The 3083-nt window shown below is 57.8% G+C and carries 1 protein-coding gene and 1 pseudogene; one reads left to right on the forward strand and one right to left on the reverse strand.

Annotated features, from left to right (window positions below):
* Window positions 1-258 precede the first annotated feature (258 nt).
* A pseudogene (locus ACREC7_RS16160) lies at window positions 259-1241 on the forward strand (IS1595 family transposase).
* Window positions 1242-2045: 804 nt separating this feature from the next.
* Here the strand turns inward: ACREC7_RS16160 and ACREC7_RS16165 are convergent.
* The coding region (locus ACREC7_RS16165) for an IS256 family transposase (RefSeq protein ID WP_431556714.1) at window positions 2046-3083 on the reverse strand (1038 nt) is incomplete at its 5' end.

A 3083-nucleotide genomic window follows, 5' to 3' on the forward strand; every position in this document is an offset into this window, starting at 1 on the left:
GGCCCACACATCGCGCCGGGCCTTGCGGACGCGCGCAACACCTCGTAGCCCGTGAGCGCCAGCGATACCCGGATACGGTGTAGGATGGGTTGAGCGCCAGCGAAACCCATCACCTTGCCCGGCGGTTGCAGGATGGGTTTCGCCGAGGGCTCAACCCATCCTTCTGTAACGGGCCTCGATTGGTCAATCCCTTTTGCGTCATTACGTAGTTTACACCACAGACCGCTTGGGATAGTATTTCGGACATAGGAGATAGCTATGGCCGAGTCGAACACATTTGCAGCCGCCCATTTCCACAATGAAGAGGCCGCTCGGGTCTGGTTTGAGGCCGCTCGCTGGCCCACCGCCCCGGTCTGTCCGCATTGCAAGAGCAAAAAACATTACGCGACGAAGAAGTCTGGTCGATACCGTTGCGCCAACAAGGACTGCCGCAAGGACTTCACCGTCATGACCGGATCGGTCATGGAGCGCAGCCACGCCAGGCTGACCCAGTGGGCGATGGCGTTCTGGCTGGCGGCTTCCGGCAAGAAAGGCTTCTCAGCGCACCAGCTGCACCGCGCTTTTGGCTGCCAGTACAACACGGCTTGGTTTCTCCACCACCGAGTTATGGAGGCAATGCGGCGCGGCAATCTCGACCTGTCGCCCATGGGCGGTGAAGGCAAGATCGTCGAGGCCGATGAGACCTATTACGGCCACGCCAAGGAAAAGAACCTCCTGAAGCCGCGCACGACGCCCTACACCAAGCGCGGTTGGAAAGACAAAGTTGCGGCCCGCCCGGTCGTTGCGCTCATCGAACGTGGCGGATGTGCGCACATTCCATGTTGCGCACGCGGACAAGGCGACGGTCAGCGCGATCGTGATGGACAACGTCGCGAAGGAGAGCCGTCTGCATACCGATGAAAGCCGCCTCTACACGGGCGCTGATCAGTACTTCGCGGTTCACGAAACGGTGCATCATTCCAGCGGCCAGTATGTCCGCCAGAGCAACATCATTTCGATCAAAGACGGGGTGACGCACAAAGTTCACACCAATTCAGCGGGAAGGCTATTTCTCAATTTTCAAGCGCGGCATGAAGGGCATCTATCAGCATTGCAGCGAGAAGCATTTGCATCGCTACTTGGCGGAATTCGATTTCCGCTATAATCATCGGATCAAACTTGGCTACAATGATGAAGAACGCACCGTGCTCGCGATCCGCGGCGGGGAAGGCAAGCGGCTCACCTATCATCAACCTGACTAAGCCAAACTTCAGGATCGCGGCGCAGAGGTTTTTGCGCTGGCGGCGGAAGCGGCAGAAGATCGCCGCGCACGTCGCCTATTGGGCTTTGAGGCGCCCTTGAGTTGGCGGGACTCGCCGTCCCGTTTTGGAATATTCTTAAGCGCGGTGGGAGGACCGCTGAACGCGCCTTGAAGTATTTGCTTTAATCGTTGGTCACTGTCCATCAGAGATAAATATCATGCCAAGGATAGGTTCGAGAGAACTTCCGAAAATCTTCGAAGAGATGCACAACGAGAGCCCAAGGGGCACGCTATAGTCGCAGCAACAATTATCGAATCGGCCTTGGAGGATTGTATCTGCGACCGCTTGCTGCCTTACCCGATGTCTAACAACCATCGCGAGAATTTATTCGGTAGAGACGAAATTTCGTTCGCCACAAAAACAGAATTGGGCTACTTACTTGGGCTGTATGGCACAAAGACTAAAGCCGACCTTCATTACATAAGAAGGATCAGAGACGAATTTGCCCACTACGCACCACGCGACTTTGCGCATGCCGAGATAACGAAACACTGCAAAAACCTGACAGATTATGCAGACCCGGCTTTGGTCTTCACATCCCCTTCACCTCACCCTGAATTGGCGCGAGAAGCCGAGGAATTTAATATGCGGTGGCGATTTCTTCACTGTGTGAGTGAGCTTGGAACGAAGCTCTATGAAGAAGTGATGTCGCATAACTATCAGCCCCCGGCACCATCCATTTTGCCATGATGATCTGCCGCCCGCGCCATGGGAGCTATCGCCGAATCTTGGTGACGGACGGGGTCAGGCGGCAGCGGTTTGAGCGTGCGATCTGACGATCTCGACTCCGTCCTTGAACTTTACACCCATGATGATCTTGGACAACTGGTTGTATCCACGCAGGCGGTTCCAGCTTGCTTCAGCAGATTGTGCGAGCTTGAACGTCATGGCAAGCGCGGTCTTGTTCGAGAGGCAGCCTTTCGATCGCGTTGTCCGATGACGAACGGTCGCGAACGTGCTTTCGATCGGATTGGTCGTGCGCAAGTGTTTCCAGTGTTCGGCGGGAAAGTCGTAGAAAGTCAGCAGCACGTCGCGATCCTTGGTCAGACATTCGACCGCCTTGTCGTACTTCGTGCCGTAGATTTCCACGAACATATCGAGCGCGGCTTCAGCAGCGTGCTTGGTCTCGGCCATCCAGATGTTCTGGAGCGCCCGCTTGGCTTTGCCTTGCAGGCTCTTCGGCAGCTTGTTGAGGACGTTGGCGGTCTTGTGCACCCAGCAACGTTGCTCGCGCGTCTTGGGCCACACCTCGGGAAGCGCCTTCCAGAAACCGAGCGCGCCGTCGGCGACCGCGAGTTCCGGCCCCATCGCGAGTCCACGTAGTTTGAGATCGAGCAGGAGCTCCTTCCACGATTGCGCGCTCTCGCGCACGCCATCGATCAGGCCGACGATCTCCTTTTTGCCCTCCGGCGTCGCACCAATGATCACGAGCAGGCACTGCGCGTCATTCTCAAGGCGGGCCTGCACGTGGATGCCGTCGGCCCAGAAATAGACGTAACGCTTGGCGGAGAGATCGCGCTCGCTCCAGCGCAGGTGTTCGTCCAACCAGGCGTCCTTGAGCCTCCCGATGGTCGATGCCGACAGCCCGCCGGCGTCCTTGCCGAGCAAGGCGGTCAACGCCTCCTCGAAGTCGCCGGTGGAGATGCCTTTCAAGTAGAGGATCGGGATCAGCACTTCGAGGCTCTTCGTGCGCCGGGCGTAGGGCGGCAGAATGCTCGGGCTGAACCGAATGCGTTCACCACCGACAGCCTCCCGGTCGCGCACGCGCGGCTGGCGCACGGC

It is taken from the genome of Methyloceanibacter sp. (assembly GCF_050728395.1).
Classification (GTDB): Bacteria; Pseudomonadota; Alphaproteobacteria; order Rhizobiales; family Methyloligellaceae; genus Methyloceanibacter.